General features: G+C 43.2%; 18 protein-coding genes. 4 read left to right on the forward strand and 14 right to left on the reverse strand.

Going from position 1 to position 25,512, the window contains the following annotated elements; all coding sequences use genetic code 11:
• Nucleotides 1-317: 317 nt before the first annotated feature.
• From AC1EK4_RS09845 to AC1EK4_RS09865, 5 genes are all read right to left on the reverse strand, one after another.
• Nucleotides 318-1,301 carry a fimbrillin family protein gene (locus AC1EK4_RS09845; RefSeq protein ID WP_480358093.1) on the reverse strand — a complete coding sequence of 328 codons (984 nt, stop codon included), beginning with the start codon at nucleotides 1,299-1,301 and terminating at the stop codon, nucleotides 318-320.
• Between the two features lie 206 nt (nucleotides 1,302-1,507).
• On the reverse strand, nucleotides 1,508-2,482 hold the full coding sequence (locus AC1EK4_RS09850; RefSeq protein WP_480358094.1) for a DUF5017 domain-containing protein: 975 nt from the start codon (nucleotides 2,480-2,482) through the stop codon (nucleotides 1,508-1,510).
• Nucleotides 2,483-2,517: 35 nt separating this feature from the next.
• Nucleotides 2,518-4,131: a RagB/SusD family nutrient uptake outer membrane protein gene (locus AC1EK4_RS09855; RefSeq protein ID WP_480358097.1), complete on the reverse strand. Its 1,614-nt coding sequence runs from the start codon at nucleotides 4,129-4,131 to the stop codon at nucleotides 2,518-2,520.
• Nucleotides 4,132-4,158: 27 nt separating this feature from the next.
• Nucleotides 4,159-7,329 (reverse strand): SusC/RagA family TonB-linked outer membrane protein, encoded by a 3,171-nt coding sequence (locus tag AC1EK4_RS09860; RefSeq protein ID WP_480358099.1) that lies wholly within the window; start codon nucleotides 7,327-7,329, stop codon nucleotides 4,159-4,161.
• 28 nt (nucleotides 7,330-7,357) lie between these two features.
• Nucleotides 7,358-8,581 (reverse strand): glycoside hydrolase family 88 protein, encoded by a 1,224-nt coding sequence (locus AC1EK4_RS09865; protein WP_480358141.1) that lies wholly within the window; start codon nucleotides 8,579-8,581, stop codon nucleotides 7,358-7,360.
• Between the two features lie 301 nt (nucleotides 8,582-8,882).
• On the opposite strand from AC1EK4_RS09865, the gene AC1EK4_RS09870 reads away from it, so the two are divergent.
• Complete coding sequence (locus tag AC1EK4_RS09870; RefSeq protein WP_480358101.1) at nucleotides 8,883-11,201, forward strand: ligand-binding sensor domain-containing protein; 2,319 nt, start codon at nucleotides 8,883-8,885, stop codon at nucleotides 11,199-11,201.
• A gap of 36 nt (nucleotides 11,202-11,237) precedes the next feature.
• Nucleotides 11,238-12,926 carry a hybrid sensor histidine kinase/response regulator transcription factor gene (locus AC1EK4_RS09875; RefSeq protein WP_480358104.1) on the forward strand — a complete coding sequence of 563 codons (1,689 nt, stop codon included), beginning with the start codon at nucleotides 11,238-11,240 and terminating at the stop codon, nucleotides 12,924-12,926.
• A 128-nt stretch (nucleotides 12,927-13,054) separates the two neighbouring features.
• On the opposite strand, the gene AC1EK4_RS09880 is transcribed toward AC1EK4_RS09875, so the two are convergent.
• From AC1EK4_RS09880 to AC1EK4_RS09920, 9 genes are all read right to left on the reverse strand, one after another.
• Nucleotides 13,055-14,416: a DUF6080 domain-containing protein gene (locus AC1EK4_RS09880; RefSeq protein ID WP_036896628.1), complete on the reverse strand. Its 1,362-nt coding sequence runs from the start codon at nucleotides 14,414-14,416 to the stop codon at nucleotides 13,055-13,057.
• Nucleotides 14,413-15,852: a DUF6080 domain-containing protein gene (locus tag AC1EK4_RS09885; protein WP_062434736.1), complete on the reverse strand. Its 1,440-nt coding sequence runs from the start codon at nucleotides 15,850-15,852 to the stop codon at nucleotides 14,413-14,415. The genes AC1EK4_RS09880 and AC1EK4_RS09885 overlap by 4 nt, the downstream gene beginning before the upstream one ends.
• Nucleotides 15,849-16,232 carry a GtrA family protein gene (locus AC1EK4_RS09890; protein ID WP_036896630.1) on the reverse strand — a complete coding sequence of 128 codons (384 nt, stop codon included), beginning with the start codon at nucleotides 16,230-16,232 and terminating at the stop codon, nucleotides 15,849-15,851. Before AC1EK4_RS09890 ends, AC1EK4_RS09885 begins: the two co-directional genes overlap by 4 nt.
• Before the next feature lie 53 nt (nucleotides 16,233-16,285).
• Nucleotides 16,286-17,386, reverse strand: coding sequence for an efflux RND transporter periplasmic adaptor subunit (locus AC1EK4_RS09895; protein WP_036896631.1), 1,101 nt, complete (start codon nucleotides 17,384-17,386; stop codon nucleotides 16,286-16,288).
• Between the two features lie 144 nt (nucleotides 17,387-17,530).
• Nucleotides 17,531-18,775: an ABC transporter permease gene (locus tag AC1EK4_RS09900; RefSeq protein WP_036896632.1), complete on the reverse strand. Its 1,245-nt coding sequence runs from the start codon at nucleotides 18,773-18,775 to the stop codon at nucleotides 17,531-17,533.
• 4 nt (nucleotides 18,776-18,779) lie between these two features.
• Nucleotides 18,780-20,039: an ABC transporter permease gene (locus AC1EK4_RS09905; protein ID WP_480358106.1), complete on the reverse strand. Its 1,260-nt coding sequence runs from the start codon at nucleotides 20,037-20,039 to the stop codon at nucleotides 18,780-18,782.
• Nucleotides 20,040-20,049: 10 nt separating this feature from the next.
• Complete coding sequence (locus AC1EK4_RS09910; RefSeq protein WP_480358107.1) at nucleotides 20,050-20,769, reverse strand: ABC transporter ATP-binding protein; 720 nt, start codon at nucleotides 20,767-20,769, stop codon at nucleotides 20,050-20,052.
• Nucleotides 20,770-20,827: 58 nt separating this feature from the next.
• On the reverse strand, nucleotides 20,828-22,504 hold the full coding sequence (locus AC1EK4_RS09915) for an ABC transporter ATP-binding protein (protein WP_480358109.1): 1,677 nt from the start codon (nucleotides 22,502-22,504) through the stop codon (nucleotides 20,828-20,830).
• Between the two features lie 206 nt (nucleotides 22,505-22,710).
• Nucleotides 22,711-23,598, reverse strand: coding sequence for an NAD kinase (locus AC1EK4_RS09920; protein ID WP_036896635.1), 888 nt, complete (start codon nucleotides 23,596-23,598; stop codon nucleotides 22,711-22,713).
• A 132-nt stretch (nucleotides 23,599-23,730) separates the two neighbouring features.
• On the opposite strand from AC1EK4_RS09920, the gene AC1EK4_RS09925 reads away from it, so the two are divergent.
• Together AC1EK4_RS09925 and AC1EK4_RS09930 are read left to right on the forward strand one after the other, a co-directional pair.
• Complete coding sequence (locus AC1EK4_RS09925; protein WP_036896636.1) at nucleotides 23,731-24,297, forward strand: DJ-1 family glyoxalase III; 567 nt, start codon at nucleotides 23,731-23,733, stop codon at nucleotides 24,295-24,297.
• Between the two features lie 493 nt (nucleotides 24,298-24,790).
• Nucleotides 24,791-25,462 carry a 2-C-methyl-D-erythritol 4-phosphate cytidylyltransferase gene (locus AC1EK4_RS09930; RefSeq protein ID WP_036896637.1) on the forward strand — a complete coding sequence of 224 codons (672 nt, stop codon included), beginning with the start codon at nucleotides 24,791-24,793 and terminating at the stop codon, nucleotides 25,460-25,462.
• Nucleotides 25,463-25,512 lie beyond the last annotated feature (50 nt).

The following is a 25,512-nucleotide window of genomic DNA, read 5'->3' on the forward strand; positions in this document are numbered from 1 at the left end:
AAATTAAACTTTTCTACTCCAAAGTGTGAATTCTTCAAATACGTTTTATAATTTTGCACTTGCTGGTTGACTCTGCGCTGCCGTAGCCACAATAGCCATCATCAATAAATTTTTCTTCATAATTGTGTAGATTTGAGTTTTAATTATTATATAATATGTTAAATCGTTCATTACCTCTTCTTAAAGGCTACATTCTTCACAAAGAACTTTGTTCTTCCGTTAATTGTTATGAGTGAAATATATCAATAGCAACCACTGTGAACAAAAACAGACTCTTGTTTTATATAATAAACAGATAGGTTCATGAGCACAGTTGTTTAATTATGGTTTTCCGGCTGAACATAGCCGTCAATATTTCTATCATTGCTCCAGTCAAGGATATAGATAGGAGATTTACTAGTTAACTCCGCTTTTACCCCAGATTTCGTAATCTTTGCCAATACGAAATATTGGGTATTCGCTTCAATACAGGAAATAACATTTTCAACTCTCATAGACATATTTACTTCTTCTTTACCAGCTTCGGCAGGAAGTTTTATATGAAGTATGGCATTTTTTGTTAATACGGAAGAGTAAAGCACGATATCTGCGGTTAAGTCAGTATTGACACTAACAGCAATTTCGTCATTTGTAATCTGCGCATTATCGTACGTAAGCGAAGTAGTGATGAATTCACCTCTCAACAGGTCAAATTGAGCTTTTGCCGGTACTCCCTTTAAGGTTAGGGCCATTTTGCGCAATTGCGATTCACTGATATCCGAACCTTGAACAAAAGTCAATTTTATCTTACTAAGAACCGGCCGTAACTCTAATTTCACCTTATTAGAGCTATTGCTGATATTCTTCGCACTGTTATCATAAAGGAATGCATCAGGCTTAATAGACTTTTGATTGCTGATATCAATGGGATAAACATAGCGGGAATGTACAGCCAAATCTTTCGTTTCCAAATAAGGATAATAGGAAATAGCATCTACCCTTTCCTCAGCTTTCAGACAAACAGGAGTCTTCTCTGGAACAAAATATCCAGTAGAATTATGATTATCTGCATAATATTTTAAGTTACAATACTCGTTTTGAAGAGTTTTCTTATCAGCATCTATCAGAAACACACCAATTTCCTGTGCATCATGAAATATAGTACCGGCCTCGGAATTGAACAAGTAGACCTGCCCTTGAAAGACCAATGGAAGTGTTCCTTCTTGGGATGTATCATCATCGTGGCAGTTACAACACCCTACAAGGGTGAAAAATATTGCGAGTAATAATATAAATAGGACTAAGATCTTTAACTTTGTCATGATTTGTAGCTTTAGGTCGACTCTATGTTGCAAATATATAGTTTTTACAATACAAGCAGTGTATCTTTGCGTTCAATAAAGAGTATGCTATTGTACATTCTTATTCTTCTGTATTATTTTAGCTCTTCTAACCACAGTAAAACCATCCCTGGCCCATGATTTCCAAGAGGCGTCTAATGAATTTACAGTTCTAGAATTATATTAGATTATTCAACAACATTGATTTTTATTTCTTTAATCATTTGCTTGGAATTCCATAAATTCGCATTTGTGCCGATAAAGGTGGCGGTATAGGTTCCGGGCTTGCTATATATATAGGTATAGCTCGACAAGTAGACATCTGTTCCCTTGATGGCTGTCCCACGATCAGGAGAAACAGCATTGGGCTTGAGCTTCTGACTTACCATCCACACGATAATATCATCATCGTTGTGTTCCTTACCTGCTTGAGGCTGGAAAAGAAGCGACTCGTCGTTGACCAAGTAGGTACCTTTCTTTTCTGAATTTTCATATACGATTTGGAATCCCCAATCAGTGGCCGTATTGCTCAGTTTGACAAACTCACCATCTGCGGTTTCCTTATTGAGCAACAACGAGAGGACGTCAATACGAGGTGCTTGAGTATACTTACCTCCCCCGTTGTTTTTGGGAACATCCTTGCGTTTGGGAGCCTTATATTCAAAAGCGATATAGAAGCCTTTGTTTGCGTAGGCATCTAGATCCAAGGTGCTACTCGCAGTTTGAGCCGCGCTGGATGATGGAGCCGGCACATGCAAAGTTCCATCCGTCTGGCCTGAAATCTTCTTCCAAGTGCTCTTCTTGATACCATCTACAGTATATGTGGAATTAAAATCCTCTGAGATATACACATTCAACAGCTCTTGATTATAATATTCCTTATCGGTGTATTGCTGTTTGAAAGAAGCATCAAGTGTTAACGATTTAAGTTTCACTTCTGTGCGATTTCTATTAAGATAGCTGTTACCATTCTCACCAGAATAGAAGCTGACATAACTAGCATTACCACTAAAAAGAAATTCTACTTCCTCACCGACATGAACAGTATTTGAGCCATTCCCCACAGACACATCAAACGAGACCCCATCAATGGCATCAGGATTACATCCAATAAGCATTACTGCTATGGCACACAGCCAATAATATAATCTATTGTATTCCATAAACTTCTTCTGTTTTTATTTGATCATTAGATTTATTACCACTTCTCCGTTTGCCCGCAAATGGTATTGGTATTGAGCTCTACTTGTGGAATAGGATAATAAATGTGTTTGGAAGCAAAATTGACGGCAGGGACCGCCTTCACACTAGAGAGGTCATACCCTATCATCTTATTTTGCTCATTCAGCGATTGGTCTTTCAATATGCCTATTTGCGCCTTAAAGAAATTAGCACCATGACGACGTAGTTCCATACGACGGGGAACCTCAAAACAGAGTTCACGGGTGCGTTCCTCAAAACAAAGCTTCGCAAAGCTCTCATAGTCATAGTCAGCCAACGAGATAGGTGTCGCCCCGGCCCGATTGCGCACGAGGTTGATAGCATCAATCGCTTCTTGGGTTGGTCCATGGTTGACCTCGTTGGCACATTCAGCAATCATCAGCAACACATCAGCATAGCGCATAATTGGGAAATTAATAGAAGAGTGGTTACGCGACAGAGGACGTTCCGGAATATACTTTGCACGCCATTTCGCTGCATTTCCATCTTCCAACTTTTTCTCGGCATCTGTACGTGGTGTCTCCGTCACCAGCCCACCCTTGTCTACATACTTATAATCCGCAATATTCCACCACCGACGAGCATCATTTGTCTCATATAGGCGGAACAAATATTTGGTAGCATCATAAAGCCCATATGCATATGGCACATCTTCCGAAGCCTTTTGCTGAGTTACACCGATATAAAGTCCCAAACGGCCAGTTTCATCGGTCTTATCTTGCCCATTTCCATTGAATTCTACTTCCAGCATACTTTCACGGGCAATCAAATCATAATTGTTACTACACATATTTATGAAGAAAGCACGGTATCCATTTTCCCCATTTGTAGCCGGATATAGCTTGTGGATTCTGCTATCGCGCACCTTTCTCGCGTATTCTAATGCTCTCCCCAAAGTATTGCTCAAAACTGGATAACCCGACTGCCACATGTAGGCACGAGCCAAAAGAGCCTGAGCTGCTGTCTTCGAGATACGACCGGGCGTGTTTAGTTCCGTAGCCTTTAGGCAACCTTGCTCCGCAGCTTCAAGATCGCTTATTATCTGTGCATAGATTTCTTTTTGAGAAGCTTTCTTTAGAAGTTGAGAACTCAAATCTTTCGTACCGTTCACACGTAGAGGAACTTCCCCCCAAAAAGCGACGAGATTCATATAGTAAACAGCTCTCAAGGCCTTAGCCTCACCAAGAAACATGGCTTTTTTCAAGCTTCCTCCGCATTGCTTGTCCGAACGATTTTTTAAAACATCAATATAGTCATTAGCTCGATTGATACCTTCATAAAGTGCCACCCATGCCGTCTTCAACGAATTATCAGTATTGTTATAATTATAATTATAGGTATTAATATAGTCTTTACCAAATTCGCGGTTATATACTAAAATATCAGTACCGGCATCCAAGTCGGCCCACAACATCTGCCCGTAACAACCATTGGCACCCAACACATCGTAGATACCAGCCAATCCTGCCATACAACTCTTTTCAGTGTTGTAGATATTGCCTTCGTCGAGATAATCATACTTTTCTGTTTCTAAAAAACTGCATGATGAGAAGGCCAAGATTACCTCTACCAGATATAGTAACTTTTTCATTTTTCTCTCTTTATTGTTGTACATGGATTACAATCCTAAATTCACACCAAATGTGAATGTTGTAGAACGAGGATAAGCCGAATAATCGAAGCCACGAGTCATAGATGAGTTCCGGGTGGAAACTTCAGGGTCATAGCCTGTATACTTGGTCCAAGTCACTAGATTATCCGCACTAATATAGAGGCGAAGAGAAGAGAACTTTATCGCCCTAAGCAACTTATTGGTAAAGTTATACCCCAACTGGATATTCTTCACACGCAGAAAAGATGCATCCTCCACCTCCCGACTCGTATTGATATTGGTCAGCGCCCGACCTACAGCCCAAAGATAATTCGTATAGTGTCCTTCCGTATAGGAACCATCTACATTGAGCGTGCGCGGAGTCCAATGGTCTTTTATTGTACTCAGCTGATTCAAATGGCGGCCTGCAAGATTCTCTAGTTTCACACGGTTGTAATTGATAACATCATTACCATACGACCATTGTAGGAAAATACTCAAATCGAAGCCACCAAACTCAAACTTATTGGTGAAACCACCGGTATGAATAGGCAAGCCATGCCCTATTACAGTTTGGTCTTCAGCCGTTACCTTACCGTCACCGTTTATATCTCTCAATTTGGGATCTCCCGGACGGACATTGACACGTTCATTCGTATTATTGGGAATCTCAGGTTTGAGTACAAAAACATTGGGAGCAACTTCATTAAAATCACTGTATTGGTAAACTCCATCATACACAAAGCCATACATCTCGGAGAGAGGCTCACCCACCTTACAGATATACAAATCAGGGATATTAGGATAACGTATACCTGCTTTTCTGCTAAGTTGTCCATCCGAAAGCGCTGTAATCTTATTTTTGTTGAACGAGATATTGAAACTGCTTGTCCATTTCAGTTTCTTCTTTCCACCCGGAAGATTAACAGTGTTCAAGGTTATCTCCAGACCTTTATTATTGATACTTCCAATATTTTGCTGTACCTGTGTAAATCCGATGCTAGGGGGAACATCTGCATAGAGTAGCAGATCGTTAGTTACCTTATCGTAAAATTCAATACTACCATTAATCCTATTGTTAAACAGACCAAAGTCTATACCAAGGTTCGTTTGATAAGTTGTTTCCCATTTCAATTTCCTATTTGCCATCTGTGAGATGTAAATTGCGGGGGTCATCGAATGAGCAAATGTATAGTTTTGATTACTTGCATAGAGTAAATTGGATGGATAAGCATTCTGGGTACTATTATTACCTGTTGCTCCCCATCCAAACCTCAGTTTCAGATTAGACAGCCACGAAGCCGTACTCACCATAAAAGGTTCATCCGATACACGCCATGCAGCAGCAGCTGATGGGAAATAACCCCATTTATTCTTGATAAATTTGGAGGAACCATCAGCACGCATGGTAGCCGTAAATAAGTAACGCGACTTCCAATCATAATTAAAACGTGCAAAAAAAGAAAGCAGATTGTTTGTCACCCGGTTTGCTGTCACTACTTGTGGGGTGCCTTCATCAATTCCCCACAGACTCATATCATCCCAAGGTACCATTACAGACTTTGCACCTAAGAGAGATATGGCCTGACTCGACAATGATGCACCTATCATTCCATTGATATTGTGATTCTTTTTTGCTTTCTTCTTATAACTCAACGTATATTCATTCGACCAACCATTCCATTCCTTATAGCTGTAAGCCCCATTACTTCCGGTAGACGAGTACATGGGATCACCATAATAGGTATCTACATTGTAATATTCTTCCCTACGGTCTTCGCGCCAAGTGTACGAGAAAGTCACTTTGAAAAGCAAATTCTTCGTAATATCGTAATTCAAATAACTATTGAAGCTCAGTTGGCGATTACGAGTCTTGTCATACGTATTCTCAATGGTCTTAAGCGGATTATAAGGATACGTACCTCCGTTATCGTCAATGACAGCATAAATATCATCGGTAGAACGGTATTTAAGTGGTCTATAAGCCAATGCCTGATAAAGAAAATACTGTGTACTTTGTCCGCCACCTTGGGAGGGAGCAGAGCCTAGAGATATATTATTAGAGAAATTAACCGACGCTCCTAATTTTATTTTGTCCGAAATTTGTTGGTCAAGTGTAAGGCGCGCCTTTAGACTCTTATACGAAGACTCTACGATAGTACCTTGTTGCTGATAGTATGAAGCACTGGAACTGTATTTTGTTTTTTTCGAACCTCCAGCAAGCGATATGTAATGACTTGTCATTGGCGCATTCTGGAAGACTTTACATTGCCAGTTATTAGATACCCGATTGTTATAATCTTCAATAGTCTGATAGCGCCCTAACGATTCATCATACGAGAAGTAAGTTTTATTCATATCCGATTCAGACAGAATCTCTTGCTGTAGTTCTACAAAATCTCGACCGTGAAGCAAGTCCAAAAACTTAGGACGAAGCTGATAGGCCACATAGCCATTATAGGCAATGCGGGGAGCACTTTCTTTCCCACGTTTGGTCGTGATGATTACAACACCGTTAGCTCCTCGTGCACCATAGATGGCGGTAGCAGAAGCGTCTTTCAATATATCAATAGATTCTATATCGTTGGGATTGATGGAAGACGCATTAGCATCTTCTGTGGCAAAGCCATCAATAACATAGAGTGGATTTCCATCTGCTACATCCGAAATCGTATTACTACCACGGATAACAATGTTAGTTCCCTGTCCGGGCTGCCCATCGCTCGACACTACCTGTACACCGGCAACCCGTCCACCCAAAGCTTGGTCAAAAGATAGAGCCGATATCTTTGTTAGTTCAGCCATATCTACTTTCTCCACCGAGCCGGTCAAGTCACTTTTCTTTACGGTAGCATACCCTATGGCCACCACTTCATTAAGCGTCACTCCATCTTCTTGTAAGATTACATTCAGCTGTGTTTTATCACCCACAGTCACCTCTTGCGTAGTAAATCCTATGAAAGAGAATACTAGTACAGAGGACTTGCTTGGGACTTTAACTGTGAATTTACCATCCAAATCGGTGATGGCTCCTGTTCCTGCACCCTTTACCGATACAGTAGCCCCAGCAATCGGAAAATTTGTTTTATCCACCACAGTACCTTTTACTGCAATCTGCCCCCAAACACTGTTGGAAAAACATACCACAAGTACGAATATAGATAAAATTCGCCCTACTTGATAATGAAATTGATACATACTCATAATAGACAGGTTAGTATGTCGGTTATCTAATATTCTCGCCCTTCTCCAAACGATCTTTGCGATTTAAAGCTTCCAAAAAATAATAATCGGCATAGTTTAGTGGTACATCAATCGCTTGATGATGAGGAATACTACCCACGGAATGCATTAGAATGAAATTTCCGTTAGTGCCAACCTTTGCACGATAAGCAGACGAACTCAAACTCTTTATAATTTTATCAGCAGTCTCTTTATATGGCTTGTCAGGCAAATAGGTACTCATTTCATAAAGAGCAGAGGCTGTAACAGCTGCTGCCGAAGCATCACGAGGCTCGTCCGGAATGTTTAAGGCATCATAATCCCAATAAGGAATCAAGTCTTCTGGAAGTTTAGGATTATTGAATACAAAATCACACACTTTCTGTGCCTGCGCTAAATAACGTCTATCTTTCGTATAACGATAACAAACCGTATATCCGTAAATAGCCCACGCTTGCCCACGTGCCCAAGCCGACTCATCGGCAAATCCTTGAGCGGTTTGCTTTTTACGTACCTCACCGGTCTTCAAATCATAATCAACTACATGGTAGCAACTATTATTGGAACGGAAATGATTCTTCATGGTGGCATTGGCATGACTGACAGCCACCTTGTAGAAAGTAGAATCACCAGACAGGGCGGTAGCCTCAAAAAGCAGTTCTAAATTCATCATATTATCAATGATTACGGGACACATCCAGCCCCTTTCCGACTGCCAGCCTTTATCAACATTCCAAGATTGAATAACGCCGGGAATCTTACAAAATCGGGTAGATAGCGATTTCGCTGTTTGTATGATGACATCCTTATACTCTTTCTTACCGGCAAGATATCCATTAAGATAACTGCTTCCAATCATAAAGCCCACATCATGATGCCAAGTTAGATATTGTACGGAGTCTAGATTCTCAGTATATTTCTCTGCCAGTTTTTCCCATTTTTCATCATTGGTCAACTTATAGAGATACCACATGCTACCGGGAAAGAATCCCGAACACCAATCATCGATAGGAATATACTGGATTTCACCCTTCTCATTGATGGTACGAGGATTCAGGATTTTCCCACTTTTTTCTATAATATTCGTCTGTAGCGTATATTGCTTCACTGCATTTTCTACATTCTCAGCAATCATGTCTTTTTTTACTTCTTGACTGGAAACACAACTTTCCACGAATAAGCTAAAAGACAGAATTGCAACACAAGCTGTAAAAGTAAGGTTCTTCATATCGGTCATTTTGTTAATTGATTTTTAATCATTCAGAGCTGTTTAGCTATTAAGCTCAAATTGATATAAATCAAGGCTTATTTGGCAAAGATAATGTTATTTAAAAAAGGATTAAGGACTATATCGTTCATATTTATGACCACCATAGTACTTTTTGATAAGATTTGGAAAAATGTACTCAAAAGACACATAAAATGGTCGAAATGAGCATCTTTTTATTTTAATAAAATGACTTTTCAAAAAAAGGCATATATTTGTACCGCTTATTACCTGAGAATAGTAACATGAAAACTAACCACGTATGAAAGGATATAGACTATTTTCTATAATATTGATCTTCTGTATAGAGCTTATCCCTTGTATGGGACAAGGTATCAATTTTAACCATTTAAGTACAAGAGAGGGACAGTCTCACTACTCAGTCATGTCTCTTTATCAAGATCATAAAGGATTAATATGGATTGGAACCCGCAACGGTCTAAATCTTTACGATGGCAAAGGAATAACAACATATAAGCATAATCTGAATAACAAGAATAGTATACAGAGCAATTCTATTCGCCAAATTGTAGGAGATAAACAACGTTATATATATATTCTTACCATACGTGGCCTGTCTGTTTTTGATACACAAACAGAACAATTCAAATTGCTTACACAAAATAGCGTATCCACCATTTATTACCATAAACAACTATATATAGGGATTGAGAACAAGGTATATGCCTACAACGATGGAAGATTTACATTGGTTTGTTCCATGCCGATACACGACTATCAAGTTACATCCCTATATGTAGACAACCAGCATGTCGTAATAGGCACAAGGAAACATGGCTGTTTTACTTATAATAAAAAGAATAAAACCATTACCCGGATATTAGATGGAGAAGACGAAATCATCAAAATATTCAAAGACAGCCATGGTAGATGTTGGATTGGAACTCTGAACAACGGTCTGTTTATGGTCTATGGAGCTCAGAATGAACATTATCAAAGTGTTGAAGGTGATTCTCATACTCTCTGCTCAAACTATGTACGCGATATCTGTGAAGATAAAACGGGCAATATTTGGATTGGCACTTTTAGAGGTCTAAACAAGCACGAGCCTAACAAAAAAGACTTTGTATCCTATCCCAATACCTCGCGCAACACACTCACCACTTCATCATCCGTATGGAGTCTGCTATGCGATAATCAAGGAAACATGTGGGTAGGCACCTATTTCGGAGGCGTTGACTACTTTAATCCCTCAGGAAGAATTTATCACCATTATAATGTGGCTTCTCAGGAAACAAGAGGATTGAGCTCTCCCATCGTGGGAGCCATGACCGAAGACAACTATCATCATATTTGGATATGTACTGAAGGAGGTGGATTAAATTGCTTTAATCCTAAGACCAGCAGCTTTAAGTGGTATAAGCAATCGGGCAACTTTGGCATATCCCAGAATAATGTAAAAACTGTATGCTTTGACAAAGCTCGCAACTGCTTATGGATCGGAACCCATTTGGGCGGACTCAATCGCATGGATTTGGGCACAGGCCGATTTACACATTATCAGTATAAGAACCTGCAAACGCATCAGTCGAATATTATCTGCAAGGTAATACTATATCAGAACAAATTATTATTGGCCACCCATAACGGAGTACTCGAATTCAACCCTACCACAGAGAAGTTCACGCCCATGTTTAAAGATGGCAGGGAAGGAGATGTTATCAACTTCGCACTTGATTTATGTATCGATCATCGTGGAATATTATGGATAGGAGGAGCAGAGAGAGGAGCTTATTCCTATAATTTTGCAACACGCAAATTAAAGTTATATCAGTCCGAAGCAAATAATCCTTCTAGCTTAAGTAGCAATGGTATTAACTGCATCTACGAGGATTGTAAGCAACGGTTGTGGTTCTGTACCTCAGAGAGTGGCTTAGATTTATATAATGAAAAGACCGATGGATTTTCCAATTATAATGAGAAGAAACACAACCTGCTGAGCAACTGTATTTATGGAGTATGTAGTGATCAAACGGGAAAGCTCTATATTATCACCGATTGCGGACTTTCAACACTCGATATAAAAACTAATCGAGTGGAAAATTACACGGTCAACAAAAGTATTCCTTTGTCGGCCGTCAATCAGAATGCCATATTTTTGGCTTCTGACAATCATTTATACATTGGTGGTGTAGACGGTATGTTGGCCATTAATCCTGTAAAATTAGCACAGAACACACCTGCTTATCATATATTCCCACATAAACTCTTTATCTATGATAAAGAAGTAAGTATTAATGACGAGACCGGAATATTGAAGAAGTCCTTGTCGCAAACCGAAGAACTTACGCTCAAGGCTTCTCAAGCAATGTTCAGCATTCAGTATGCCATCACTAATTATTCACCCTTTAACCAAGACAAAATCATCTACCGTCTTGAGAATTTCTCACAACAATGGACAACACTCAGAAATGAGAGATTAATCACTTATACGAATCTTGCACCGGGAGATTACTTGTTGGTGGTTAAAGCCGTCGATAAACAAGGACAAGACAAAGTTATTAGCCGAATCAAGATTCATATCTTACCACCTCTATATAAGGCTTGGTGGGCTATATAACTCTATATCCTCCTTATAGGAGGTATCATTATCATAGTGTTGCGTGTCTATCATAAAAAACTAAAACTAGAAACAGAACTTAAATATGAACGTAATTATGTAAAGCATATTGAAGAACTCAATCAATCCAAACTGCGCTTCTTTACCAATATTTCGCACGAGTTCAGAACACCGCTCACAACGATTATCGGCCAAATGGAAATGCTTCTTCAAGTAAAGAGCATTGCTCCCATGGTCTACAATAAGATTCTGCGCACCTATAAGAGTTGTCTACAGCTCCAAGAACTTATCAATGAGCTCCTCGACTTCAGAAAACAAGAGCAGGGACAAATGAAAATTAAAGTACGCGAACATAATATAGTAGAGTTCCTACACGAGAACTACCTGCTATTCCAAGAGTATACTACAATACGGAAAATAGATTTTAAATTTAATCGATCTAATGATGGCATTATGGTTTGGTACGATGCCAAACAACTACAAAAAGTCATTAACAACCTGCTATCCAATGCTTTCAAGTATACTCCGGCCGGTGGAGAGATTGCCTTATCGGTAACTAAGCATGGATTGTCGGTTGTCATAGAAGTCACAGATAGCGGAAAGGGAATCCCTTTAGAAGAACAAGAGAATATATTCAATCGTTTCTACCAGACAGAAGTGGGGAGTACTTCCAAAGAAGCTGGCTCCGGCATTGGACTGGCCTTGGCAAAAGGTATCGTAGAATTGCATCACGGAAGCATTAAGGTGATTAGTGCACCTAATGAAGGGGCTACCTTCTCCTTCCAGATACCTATTGGCAATGAACAATATCAACCAGACGAAATCTGCCTGAACAGCGAGTCCGACTATCTCCTGTCCCACGTCCAAGCAATCAAGCAGATTGAAGAAATTGAACAAGAAAGCCAAACCAACATGGATACAGAGAATGAAAAGATGTTCCGGATTCTGATTGTGGAAGACGATACTGCGCTTCGCTCTATGCTGATCGAACTATTTGAACCTTATTATAAGGTAACAGCTGTTCCTGATGGAAAAGAAGCTTTACAAGCTATTCAAGAAGAATTGCCCGACTTGATACTAAGTGATGTATTAATGAATGAGATGTCAGGAATCGAATTATGCAAAATCATAAGAAGCAACATTGATACATGTCATATTCCAGTGGTTTTGCTCACGGCCCGTACTGCCATGGAACATAAGCTTGAAGGAATACAAACGGGAGCCGATGATTATATCACCAAACCCTTCGATATTAATATTTTGTTAGCACGCTGTAAATATCTTGTCAACAGCCGGGCTGTATTACGCGAGAAACTTGGTAAGCAACCTCAAACCAATACACAGATTATTGCCACCAATCCTCAAGACAAGCTGTTTATAGACAAGGCTATGAGTGTGATAGAAAAACATATGGCCAATAGCGAGTTTAATATGACCGACTTCGCACAAGAGATGTGTATTGCACGCACCAAGTTGTTTGTCAGATTGAAGGCTATTACAGGGCAGACTCCCAATGAGTTTATCTTAATGGTTCGACTACACCGAGCTGCTCTGCTGTTAAAAAACAATCCCGAATACAATATCACAGAAATCTCTACAATGCTAGGATTTAGTTCGCGACGATATTTCAGTAAATGCTTTAAAGATAACTACGGCGTATCCCCTCAAGCCTATAAAAGAGGCGAGGAAGATGCCGAAAGTGAAGAGGAAGAGGTAATATCTTAAGCAAATAAATATTCCCACTTTTCACTGCCTACCCTCCACCCGTACGCCACTGCAGAGGCTTCGCAGCGTTGCTGCCTAATCCAATCAGTGAGGCTGCAAAGGCGAGGCAGCATTGTTGCCACGGCCTTTCAGCGAACCAACTGTGTATAGGGTATTTGTAGATAGTGTATCAATAGAGTGCTGTTCCAAGCCAAAAGATACAACGTAAGCAACCATGTGGTGGCGCGAAGGCCTATTTGTAAAGGTCCATGGGTGCTTTTGAAAAGACACGCAAAAGCCAATGGGATGATGAAAATCCAGTCGGCCGACATAATATATACTTCGTTAATGCCGAAGCCTAATACTAAGTGTAACACCACATCCACCATCATCCACGACATGACCATGAGCATGAAGCGGTCGTGGCGACCCATCCACAGGCCCACGATAAATAGCAAGACAATGACAGCCTCAACCACATAATTCACAATCGACCGATAACTCACGAACACAGGGCGAGTGAACGATACGTCTTCCAACAAATGGTCACGGTGCAACTGAATAGGTTCACCGAAGAAATTCTCCACCAATGTCTGCACACGCGAGGTGGTTACATCGGTCATACTCAACAGTGGTAGGTTGGCTATGGGGCTACCCGAATGTTCCGCCATCCATTTGTCGCGCTGTGCTGTACGCTTAGTCAGTTCGTCAGGATTCTTCTCACGCTGTTTTACTTCTATATGATGTATGGCTTGTTGCTGCGGAACTTCGTACGTATGGTATTGGAAAAGATAGATACTCACAAGTGCTACAAGTGGCAACACGCCTCCAAATACCACTATTCGCCAACGAAACACACGCTTGCCGTCAACAAACAAGGCTGCCAACAGAGTCTTTGCGCCATTGGTAAGCGTCACACCGGCCGTGAGAAAAAGTAATATCGTCCACTGCCACAAGGGCAATCGGCGATGCTCACGCATAGCTTTCCCAACAATATACAAGGTCATAGACAGCAAGAAAAGGGAGAGTACGAAGTGGTCAGGTACCAACAAGGCGACCATGATATGCCCGAAACTATAGAAGAGAAGCGTCAGCAACAGGGCGTCCCACAACCTTAGCCCCATAACATCTCGATGTAGTCGATAGATAAAGACGATGGAATAAACAGCACAAAATGTAGTCAATGCTCCTATAAGGTAGACCGCATAGTTACTACCCGTGTTGTACATCAGTTCCTGATTGAGCAAATAGAGCGGATAAAGAATGGACAAGAACAACGGATGACGACTGGTCTCGAAATGAATACGCAGGTTAGACAGGGTGATATACGACCAACAATCGTAGCCCGACATGCGGAAATGGCGTGAGAAGATAGTCCAAAACCCTAACCTACCACCCTTGAGGAACAGCGGCGAATACTGCTGAATCATCACAAAGAGCAAAGCCACCACTACCAAGAAAGTCACGAGGGCTATCCAACGTTCCTCGTTTTTCAGTCGGAAAATATTCATAAGAATGCCAAATATTCTATGATTAAGACCACATTATAGACGAAGCAATAAACCGTTATGAGTCCTAACAAGCCACGCAACGGCAACAGGAAACGGCGTGGAACGCCTTTGACAAGGCACGCTAATACGATGGGGAACACGAAAGCCCAATGTGGACTCATGATATAAACCTCATTTATACCGAATCCCAAAGCCATGTGTATCATCATATCAAGAGCAAAGAACGAGACTGCCAACCACATCAGGCGGTTGCGACGCCCTATCCAAAGTCCCAAGAGGAAACACACCACCAACACGCCTTCAATCACATAGTTCGTCCACCAACGATAATTGACGATGACAGGTCGCCCGGTCAACGTATCACCCAACAAATAGTCTTGGTGCAACAAGATAGACTCGCCGAAGAGATTTTCCACGGCTGTGGCTGTGCGTGAGGTCGTTATATCGGTCCACGACCAGAATTCGCCCTTCTTCACCGGCTTACCTTGGTGGGCATTCATCGGTTTCTTATCGTTGGCATGCTTCTTCTCCCATGCACGAATCTTCATCACCGAGTCGGCAGCATGAGCCACCTTAGTAGAATCCCAAGCTGGCCAATCCTTGGTAAATTGAGCTACCAACTGCGCTCGTTCTTTATCTTTAGCTCGCTTTTGTGCCACCTTGCGTGCCTTCCAACGCGGATATTGATATTCGTGATACTCCATTCGGGCAAACACCCATATCAACAATGAGGGCACAAGAATGGCCAAAACAAGATTGAGCGGACGGAAGAATCGACGCCCATTCACAAACCAATTGGCCATAAACACTTTCAATCCGTTATTGAGCGAGATGCCTGCTGTAACGAGAAAGAAGAGGATTGTCTGCCACTTCGTGAAGGGTTTATGCTGCTTGAGTTTCTTTCCGCTGACGTAAAGTGTCAACAGAAGCATGAACATGGAGAGCGAAAAATGATCGGGCACACACACCGATACCAGCACATAAGCAAAACTGAACAGCATGAGCGACAGCAGTGTGGCATCGAATTGTGGCAACTCAATGACTTCGCGGAGTATACGATAGAGAAAGATAAAACTATAGAGGGCACCCAATAGCAGGATAACAGCCATGATAAAAGGGGCACAATTGATACCCGTAAGAGCCATCAATGCTTGGTTGAGTTGCGCAGGGAGGTACATGAAAAAGGCCAACAACGGGTGTCGATAGATGTTATACTCCGTGAACCAATGCGACAATACGGCATAGGTCAAGGGGTCGTAACCCGACACATGGAAGTTGGCTACAAAGAGTTTGTGATAATTTTCGGCCGGAAGAAGGAATCTATCGGCATACTTGATAATGACCAATGCATTGAGCAAGAGGGTCGTCAAGAATACGAAGAACGCCGGCCAACGCTCTTCATACTTGATTCTGAAGATGCCAAAGATACGTTTCATTTGCGCTTTAAGAAATATCTGACCAAGAGAAAGTTGACAGGTACGCACACGCAGAACATCGGAATAGGAGCCAACGTCTTCGGAACACCCACCCACAAGAAGAAGTTGAGCGTACCCATCTGAAGCAGATAGTTGACCACATGCGACAAGGCAAAGCCCGCACCACGCTTGGCGCTGGCTTTCACACGGAACGTAAAGTAAGTGCTGGCCAAATAGTTAAAGATGAAACTAATGGCATATCCTATCGTCATGGCGGGATTGTGTCCCATCTGCTTGAGCAATAACAGGTAGATACCATATTGCAACAACGTGGCCAACCCACCGACAATACCAAACCGTATGATTTCTCCGAACTGCTTATTCACCCTGTATGATCTCATCAATATCGTGCAAAGGTAATGGAAATTCGGCAAAGTGGTGATGAAAGCGTGGATTATTCTTTCACTACCTTCGGCCCACGCACCTTGTCACGAGTAGAAAGTCCACTCTTCACCTCAATATTAATACCATCGCTCAAACCTGTTGTGATGGCACGTTTGGTATAGGTTTTCTTATCACCTTTGCCCCCAATGATATAGACATAAGACTTGCTGCCTTGGAATTCGATGGCACTTTCGGGGATAGTAAGCACATGATTGGCAGCAGCCAGCACGATTTCGGCATTGGCACTGTAGCCACTACGGATATGAGTACCGCCTATCTCGGTAACAGCTGCTTTGATTTCAAACTGGTTAGCACCATTACTTTCTACCGCTTTAGGGGAGATATATTCGAGGTTAGCCTTCAAGCTGGAATTCCGTAGAGCGCCAATTGTGATCTTCATCGGCATGCCCGAAACCAGTTGACCGACCTCTGTCTCGTCAATATTACCGCGGAATATCAAATCGGACATATTAGCAACGGTGGCAATTGTGGTACCATCGTTGAACGTATTGCTAAGGATAACGGTGTTACCTACCTTGACAGGGACATCCAATATGAGCCCACTGATGGTGGAACGGATGAGAGTGCTACTCGTATTGGCATTGCTCTTAGATACACCATCGCGCACCACTTCGAGGTTATCGGCAGCAGCTTGCACCTCTTCTTTGGCTTGCTTCAAGGCTTGAGCTATCTTATCATACTCATCGGCTGCCACCAATCCTTTGTCAAAGAGTTGTTTTTCGCGGGCATAGTCTACCTGTGCTTGCTTCACATTGATTTGAGATAAGCGCACACGAGCTTGTGCATTGGCCAACTGCCCCATATCGGGAATCACCTTTACCTTGGCTATTATCTCACCAGCTTGCACTGTTTGACCGGCTTCTTTCAACAATTCGGTAATGATACCACTTATCTGTGGCTTCACGTTTACCTCATTGCGCGGCTCTATCTTACCCGTTACGACGGTGGTTTTCTTCAAGTTCATCACCTTAGGAGTGAACTCGCTATACACGTCGGCAGTAGGTTGCGACTTAATCCAAAGAAATACAAAGGTTCCAACAAAGAGACATAGAACCAATGCAGCGACCACAAATTTCCAATACTTTTTCATTTCTTCGCTTTAAATCTTCTGTTTCTTCCCCTCTAATCATAGAGAAACAAGGGGATAGAAGTAGTTGTTTATTATTTTATGTTCATTGTTTCAGCACTTCAATATCGTCTCTCTCCCCCTTTGGGAAGAGCCGAGGTGGGGGCTTTACTCATCTCTCATAGCATCTACCGGTTTGATACTCATAGCTCTTCCGGCAGGTGCCAAGCCTGCCAATACGCCTAAGATACTGATGAAAACCGTTGCTCCCAAAGCTGTCCAGAAGCCCACTTGGAAATGAGCTGAGACTACTCCACCGGTAGTATTACCCATTTCGAGCAACTGAAGGATGAGTACGGCAAAGAGAATGCCGCTCATCCCCGCCACAGCCGTAAGCAATACACTCTCTGAGATGATTTGTCCGAGGATGTTACAGGGGGTTGCTCCGATAGCACGACGAATGCCTATCTCGGTCGTTCGTTCCCTTACAGTCACCATCATGATATTAGATACCCCGATGGCTCCAGCCAATAAAGTTCCTATTCCCACCAACCAAATGAGGAAATTGACGCCTTGGAACAAGTTATCTACCATACCAAACATCACTTCGGTATTGAATATCGTAATAGCCTTCTCGTCAGTTGGATCCACGCGATGGGCTCTTGCAACCACTTCACGCATCCGATTGGTAATCTCACCCATCTTCACTCCGCGCTTTCCCGTAACGCAAATAAGATGTACTTGGTCTCCCGTGTTGTAGGCTTGGCGCATCATTGTAATAGGGATAATGACACTCTCTTGCGTGCTTCCATTGATACTTATGTTACCGGTACTATAATCTACACCCACAATATTATAATAGATGGAATCTATACGCACCAATTGTCCACAAGGATCTCCACCATTTGGGAAGAGCGTCTTATACACTTTCTTGCCTATTACACACACTTTACGCCCCTGCTGTATATCCATTTGATTTAGATAGCGGCCATAGTAAATCTGCGGTTCTTCCACTTTCACATAGTCAGCTTGCAATCCTTTCACCGTACACGAAGCTTTCTTATCGCCCACAACGGCAAATCTGCCCCATTGACTGAGCATCGGTGAGACTATATCTATCTCCGGAATCTGCGCTTTCAGACGCTCCACATCCTTGTAATCCATATACCATGAACGGCCTTTCCGATAACCGGCATACGCCTTCGTGGTATTCTGTGCAAAGATAATAGCGGAATTTGAGGCAAATCCGGAGAAGTTTTTAGACAGCATTTCCTTCATTCCGTTGCCACCACCGATAAGGGCTACCAGCATGAACACCCCCCAAAAGATACCGAATCCAGTCAAGAACGAACGGCTCTTATTGCGTGTGAGCGTATCGAGTATTTCTTTGTATGTATCTAAATCTATCCTCATAGCGTTATTCAGCCCTTAATGCTTCAATCGGTCTAATATGTGCTGCCTTACGAGCGGGAATCAATCCGGCCAACGTTCCGGCCAATACCATCACCAAAGTCGCTTCCACACACACGTCGAAACCAACTGTCGGATTAACAAACATCTGCAAAGTGAACAGCCCGGAATCTATCTTTTCGTGCCCGATAGTGGCATCCATAATTTGATTAGCCACCATTCCCATCATCATACCAATGTACCCGAAGAACGTAGTAATGATAACACTCTCGATAATAATGAGCTTTAAGATGGATGAAGGCTTCGCTCCGATGGCCTTACGGATACCAAACTCGCGTGTACGTTCTTTGACTGTAATGAGCATAATATTCGATACGCCCACGATACCACTTAATAGTGTGAAGATACCTATAACCCAAAGAGCGGTTCGGATAATGCCCATACCGGTGTTCATCTGCAATGCTTGGGTGAATCTATTCCATATCCAGACGGCCTCTTCATCGTCAGGAGCAGCCTGATGGTTTCTATTGAGACTGGCTCTATAGGATTCTTCAAAATCTTTATTGGCTTTCTCGGTCTCCAAACCTTGGAAAGCAAAGACGATATTCCCCACTTTATCACCTTTTTGATAAATCACACGTACGGTATTAAACGGGGCATAACAGTCGGCATTCATCTCACTTTGATCACTCTTATAGATACCTATCACGTGGTAAGCCAAACTATCTACCTTCACATACCGACCCACCAAACGATCTATATGTCCCGGCATCAACTCCTTGGCCTGACTCTCACTGATAACCATTACCTTACGAGTGTCCTCATTATCAAGCTCATTGATGAAACGGCCGTAAAGCATTTCTTTCTTATCTATCTCTGCATAGTTGGCATGAACACCCTGCAACGTACTCGAAATATAGTTTTCTCCCAATGCCACATTAATGCTGCCGGCCGATATTTTAGCCCCCACATTCAACATATTCTTGCTATATCGTTTCTTTGTGGTGTTCATATCAGCATCATTCAAGGCTATTTGCCTACCTTCTTTTAATCCTTGATAGCCTTTGGAAGTCTGTCCGCCAAACACCACCATGGAGTTATCGAGAAATCTACCGGAGTTCTCTTCCGTGGCATGGATGAGTCCGTTGCCCGCTCCCAGCAGGAAGATGAGCATAAAGATACCCCATGCCACCGCAAAACCTGTGAGCGTTGTACGCAGCTTATTGCGCTTACTAGTAGACCATATTTCGGCAATTATATCTCTCATGATGCTCGCATTACTTCATATATCCATTGATTCCGAACGGACTAGCCTTGTGGTCGATGTTCTCTTCGATACTTCCTATGAGTCCGTCTTTGATATGAATAATCTTATCAGTCTCGTTGGCTACACCGCTTTCGTGCGTCACTACAACTATCGTTTTATGTTCGTCGGCATGCAATTGCTTCAACAATTCCATCACCTCTACACTGGTTTTAGAATCCAAAGCACCCGTCGGTTCATCGGCCAATATCACTCTGGGTTGCGTGATAAGCGCCCGTGCAATAGCCACACGTTGCTTCTGACCGCCCGAAAGTTCATTGGGATAGTGCTCAGCCCACTGTGTCAATCCCAGTCTGTCGAGGTATTCCATGGCCATACGATGCCGTTGCTTGCGCCAAACACCTTGATAGAACAAAGGCAACTCCACATTCTCCACAGCTGTCTTGAACCCTATCAGGTTGAAACTTTGAAAGATAAAGCCGATAAAGCGATTACGGTATTCGGCCGCACGCTTCTCTGATAGATTCTTGATAAGCGTTCCGGCCAATGTATATTCACCGGTATCATAGTTGTCAAGAATACCTAATATATTCAGAAGAGTGGATTTTCCAGAACCCGAAGCGCCCATAATAGAGACGAATTCTCCCTCTTCAATATCGAGACTGATACCTTTCAACACGTGAAGCGGTTGTGCCCCGAAGTAGGTTTTATTAATATCGTTGAGATGAATCATATAGCTTTTTGACGTCATAGTAGACTGGTAAGTTGCAGCGCAACTCAATTTTCGCACATTAACTCGGAATTTTATTGATTTGAAGGATTTGATTACAATAATCAAGCACAGCCGGACGATGCGTTATAAATATCACCGTCTTATGGTGAGATGATAATATATGCTGTAGCAACTCCCTCTCCGTATCAAGGTCAAGTGCTGAGGTAGCCTCATCAAACACGAGGATGCTGCCCGGTCGCAAAAGACTTCGAGCTATCCCGATACGCTGTGCCTGTCCTTCACTCAGTCCCGCTCCCTGCTCTCCACAAACGGTATCAAGTCCGTCGGGCAGGTCGAATACAAAGTCGGCACAACTCTGTTGTAATACATCTTCCAATTCTTCGTCGGTGGCATCGACTTTACCCAACAGTAAGTTATCGCGAATGGTACCGCTCAACAGCGTATTGCCTTGCGGCACATAGACAAAATTGCAACGATGTAGGGGCGATAGTCGCTCGCTACGGTCACCATGATAGATATCTATTTGTCCTTCTTTGGGTGCCACTAAGGCCAACAACATCCGAATCAGGGTGGTCTTTCCGGCGCCTGTCTCGCCTTTCACACCTGTGCATGTTCCGGGTTTGAAATCAAAGTCTAGATGCTCGATGACATTGTTTTCGGCATCGTCGTAACCGTAAGTGACGTTCCGTAGGCGAATACCACAGGGTGACGGCATCTCCACAGCATCTCCTTGTTCTTCCAAAGGGTTCTCTTCCAACTCCATCAAACGTTCTGCTGCCGTGAAGACAGAGACGAAAGTGGGTACTAGATTCACGAGATTTCGCGCCGGTTTTTGGATTCTGTTGACCAGTTGGAGGAACGCCGTCATACCGCCAAATGACAGGGTATGCGCCGCCAAACGGACGGCTGCCCAGAAGAAAGCGAGCAGATAACCTACTGAAAAGCCGAAGTTCACCATCAGATAACTGAACACACTAAACCGTGTACGGTGCATCACACGGCGACGCAATTCACCTTGTTGCCCTTCCAATAGGTCTATCATGGTGTCGTCGCTCTCCAATGTTTTGATAAGCATGCGATGTTGTAAGGTCTCTTGCAACAAACTTTGTACCTTGCTATCGCTCTCTCTTACCTGTCGGGTGAGGTTGCGCATGCGTCCAATATAGAGTTTGCTTACCGACAAGAAAATGGGTAATATGGCTACAATAGCCACAGCCAGCCATTTATCCATAGAGAAAAGATAGCAGAAAGCACCCACAAACATGGCCACAACAGATAGTGTATTGGGTATCACCTCAGTCAGGAAGTTCACCACATTATTCACATCCATCTCCAAACGGTTCAATACATCGCCCGAATGGAACTGTTCGCGACCACCCCATACCGACCTCAGAATACGGCCGAGCATCCGTTGTTGCATCCTGTTCTGGGCTTTGATACCTAGTACATTGCGTATCCATACGGTAGCAACAGACATGGAAAAGTCGCAGAGTATCAGCCCTCCCATCAAGCCGATGGCTACGTACAGACTCCCCTCTACCACTCCCGAAGCCACATCAATGGCATGTTGTACAGCCCAAACCTGCAACAAGCTGATGCCCACAGACAGCAAACCCACGATGGCATTCAGCACCGCTTGCGTGTGATTGCCGTGCCATGACCGCCATAACCATTTTAATATGGTACGGATGGGATATTTAGCCGGTGGGATATGCAGTAAGTTTCGTATGTTCATACTTTCTATTTATTATATAAAACAAGGTAGGGAAGAAAGGCAACTTAGGACTTTACGATTACCTTTTCTCCTTATGAGACGGTAGGCCTACCGTCTCTACAGTTGTAGCCCAATCTTTCATTCTGCACTCCCTCTCCTTAGGAGAGGGCTGGGGTGAGGTTCTTATTAACACTCCCTCCACCTTTGGGAAGGGTCAGGGGGGGCTTCTATCCCCTTTGATCAGCTCCCCACATCAACTTCTCACGCAGTGTGGCAGAGTAACGATGCTTGTTTCTCTGCACGATGCGAACGGTGTAAGGTGCTTTACGAATGATAAGGCGCGTACTTTCGAGCAATTTCTCCGAGCGACCATCAATAGCTACGAGATAATTATGCGACCTACTCTCCACCTCTATCGTTATCTCTCGGTCGTCACCAATGACAATAGGACGGATGTTTAGGCTGTGTGGAGCCACCGGTGTCATACAGATACTATTGGTATGGGGAGCAATAATGGGACCACCATTCGACAAATTGTAAGCCGTACTACCCGTAGGTGTAGACACCACAAGTCCATCTGCCTGATAAGTGACAAGGAATTCATCGTCTACACTGGTGTGAATAGAAATCATCGAAGCCGTATCTCGTTTCAGCACCGCAATGTCGTTGAGGGCGAAAGGACAGCCTTCCAATGGTTCACCATCGGTTATCAGCTGCAACACCGTATGTTCTTCCACCTTACAACGCCCCTCATATATCTCGTCGAAAGCCTCTTTTATCTCGCTCGGCAACACGTCGGCCAAGAATCCAAGACGCCCCATGTTAACTCCAACGATAGGGATTGCCTTGGCTCCCACCTTCTTAGCAGCCTTCAAGAAAGTCCCGTCTCCACCGATAGAGACCACATAGTCTACATCGAAATTGTAGTCATCGAAGATGCCAGACACCTGAATAGATAGCTTTCCTTGCAGTGTCAAGACATTATAAAAACTGCGCTCCATATAGACTTCAGCGCCGCGTGCATGCAACTCGCCAAGAATATTCTCCGCACAAGTGGCCTTGCTGGCTTGATAACTGTTTCCGAAAATGGCGAAACGAAGTTGCTGACCTGACATTATCATTATATTTTTGATTCTTTAATAGCCGTCAAACACCACTAAATCACAAACATTTAGTATATTTGCAAATACATTAACTATGCAAAAATAGTATTTTTTACGGACAAAGCATTATATAGTTTAAGAATTATGGCAAAAGTATATGAATTTCTAGCTGACGGTTTCGAAGAGATCGAAGCCTTGCTTCCGGTAGACATCTTGCGTCGCGGTGGAGTCGCTATCCAGACCGTAAGCGTAACCGGCTCAGAACTGGTGACTTCATCACACGGCGTCACTATCAAAGCCGATTTATTGTTCGAGAACGCCGATTTAAGCGATGCTGACATGCTATTGTTGCCGGGTGGACTACCCGGAGCAACCAATCTGAACGAGCACGAGGGCGTGCGCAAGGCCTTAACCGAACAGAATGCCAAAGGCAAACGTATCGGTGCCATCTGTGCCGCACCCATGGTTCTCGGCAGTCTAGGCCTGTTGCATGGTCGTAAAGCAACTTGCTCACCGGGCTTCGAGAAGTATATGGACGGTGCAGAATACACCGCTCAACTCTTCCAAGAGGATGGAAACATCATCACAGGCGAAGGTCCGGCTGCCACATTCCCCTATGCTTATCGCATCCTAAGCTACTTCATAGGCGACGAACGCGTGAAAAACTATGAGGTAAAGATGCAGTATGCACACCTGATGGAGAGGAAGTAAAGCCCCACCCCAACCCTCCCCAAAAGGGGAGGGAGGATTAATAAGGATCTCTCCCTGCCCTTCTACCAAGGAGAGGGAGGGCAGAATGAGGGTATTCAGTAGCTTCATTTGTTGTCCGTTGGGGCGAGTAGTATTTGTCCTTGGTGTTAAGAAATAAGGCAAACAGCGAGCCACAAAGTGGCTATACCAGCGTTAGCCGATGGTTGGAGCAAAGCGAAAACCGCTGGGAGAGAAAGAATCATAAAGGTTAGAGTGCCGATAGGTACTCCCCATTAGCAAAGGCAAGGGAGCTCTCTAAGTTGACAATTAGAGATACAAGATTAAGATTGAGGTGGAGTTACAACTGTAGAGACGGTAGGTCTACCGTCTCATAAGGATGTAACAAACTTATCTTTGCCACAAACTGGCTATAAAAGAAGAATCGCGAACAGAATCCATAGATAACAAATAGTCCACACCCACCCTCAAGGATGGAAGATTGGAAAACGGAAATATGAACTATATCATCATTGTAGCAGGAGGAAAAGGCCTCCGAATGGGTGGAGAGATACCCAAACAGTTTCTACCCGTGGCAGGGAAACCGGTACTCATGCGCACTATTGAGCGATTCCATGAGTACGATTCAGACATGGGAATCATCCTCGTATTACCACACGACCAGCACGAATATTGGCAACAACTATGTCGGGAACACGACTTCCACATCGCACATACGATAGTGGATGGTGGCAGTACGCGTTTTGAGTCGTCTAAAAACGGACTCTCTGCTATCCCGACCGATGCAGAAGGACTCGCAGGCATACACGATGGTGTGCGTCCTTTCGTATCGTTGGAAACCATCGAACGATGCTACGAAGCTGCCGAAGAAGAATACGCTGCTATTCCGGTAATGCCTGTTATAGACACACTTCGCTATGTAGATAGCCACGAAGGAGGGCACAACGTGCAACGAAGTGATTATCGCATCGTCCAAACACCGCAGGTGTTCGACATCGCGTTGCTACGTCAAGCCTTCAACCAACCTTATCGAGACTCGTTCACAGACGATGCTTCGGTGGTAGAAAGCCTTGGATGCAACGTGGCAATCGTCGAGGGAAACCGCGAGAACATCAAACTTACCACGCCTTATGACTTGATGGTTGCTGAGAGTTTAGTAAGAAATTGAATTCATAAAAAAATAACAACGCATTACATAAAGACTCCCCCTCTTCTAGG

It is taken from the genome of Prevotella sp. C0026C3, assembly GCF_056590795.1.